The sequence below is a fragment of the Luteococcus sp. Sow4_B9 genome, from assembly GCF_052116585.1.
In the GTDB taxonomy this organism is placed as follows: Bacteria; Actinomycetota; Actinomycetes; order Propionibacteriales; family Propionibacteriaceae; genus Luteococcus.
In genome coordinates this window covers 1-1,516 of record NZ_JBQKKT010000056.1, presented here as the reverse complement: position 1 = coordinate 1,516, position 1,516 = coordinate 1, and the positions used below count along the sequence as shown (strand labels likewise).

Annotated in this window: 1 pseudogene; it reads right to left on the bottom strand. The window is 66.7% G+C overall.

Annotated features, from left to right (window positions below):
- Window positions 1–105: 105 nt before the first annotated feature.
- Window positions 106–1,335: pseudogene (locus ACTQ49_RS14895) on the bottom strand (IS30 family transposase); the annotation flags it as partial.
- Window positions 1,336–1,516 lie beyond the last annotated feature (181 nt).

Below are 1,516 nucleotides of genomic sequence, written 5' to 3'. Positions count from 1 at the left end.
AATCAACGGCAAGCCTGATGGCACGTGTTCTCCGAGTCACCGGGCGGCCCGTGCCAGAGCGACTCCCGTCGAAGACGCTTCCGGCTCCGCCATCTTGTACCAATAGGTGTTCTCGTTGCTGGGCCGCTGCCACGGGCTGTGCGGGTCAGCGAAGTAGACCTTCGTGCCGGTCTCCAGCGCGAACGTGGCGTGGGCAGACAGCTCCTTGCCGCGGTCCCAAGTGATGGTCTTGCGCAACTGCTGCGGCAACGCGGTGATCGACGCAGCGAGCGCGGTGTTCATCGCGACCGCGCCGTAGCCGCCCAGGGATGGTCCGTTCTTGACCGGCGGCGTCTGGCCCCAGCCCTCCAACCGTGGGAGATGGACCAAGATGGTGGCGCGGCTGTGTCGCTCGACCAGGGTGCCGAGCGCGGAGCGGCCGGTGCCGATGATCAGGTCTCCTTCCCAATGCCCCGGAACAGCCCGATCCTCGGCCTCGGCTGGCCGCTCGCTGATCACAACATCAGCGGTGACATGGCCTTGGGGCTTGCTCCTCGAACGCTCACGCGGCGATCGGAGGGCTCGTCCGGTGCGCAGGCAGGCCACCAGCTCCCGCTTCAGCGCCCCGCGGCCCTCGATGAACAAGGATTGATAGATCGCCTCGTGACTGATCCGCATGGACTCATCATCGGGGAACTCCAGGCGTAGCCGGTGGCTGATCTGCTCTGGGCTCCAGGCCTTCGACCAGCGCCGGTCGGCCCGGTGGGGCTTGTTCAACCCCTTCCAGACCGGTGTGTCGGGGCCGTCGACCGTGGTGCCGTCGGGTCTGGTGACCTTGCCGGCGAGGCGGTCCTGGACGTAGTCACGCAGCCGTGGGTTGGTGACCATCTTCGCGGTCTTGGGGCGTTTCGCGGCCTCTTGCGCCTTCCACTGGGCCACCGTTGCCCGGTATTCGAGCTTGCCGCTGCGGGTGGCGGCGTTGCGGCGCAGTTCACGGCTGACGGTGCCCGGGTTCCGGCCGATGACGCGCGCGATGTCGCGTACTCCTTTGCCCTGGGCCTTCAGGATTGCGATCTCTTCACGCTCCTCGAAGGACAGGTAACGTGCACTCGGCTCGGCCAGGCTGATTGGCGGCATGCCCCCAGCGTGACGAAACCAGCGCGACCCGACGGGAACCGACACGCCGACCGCGATCGCTGCCTCCGCCGTCGTGACACCCGTGGCGATCACCCGCCAGAACTCCCGCTGGACAACCCGAGACGGCTGAGGCCTGCCCGGAGAGAACATCAAGGGTCGCAACGCCCTGTCCGCCCGCCACTGGCGCCGCAACCCCTCCGGCGCATCGCTGGTCTTCATCGACCAATGAACCCTGCCCATCACCAACACCTTCCACGTCAAGGTGTTGCGACGACCATTTGAATCCGCCCTGCGACCCGGCATCCGTGTGATGGACCAGCCCCGTGAAACTGGTGACGCCTTGCTGCTGACGTGACCACAGGGCCTGCTCCAACGCGTCCAGGACCAAGTCGGTGGTCAT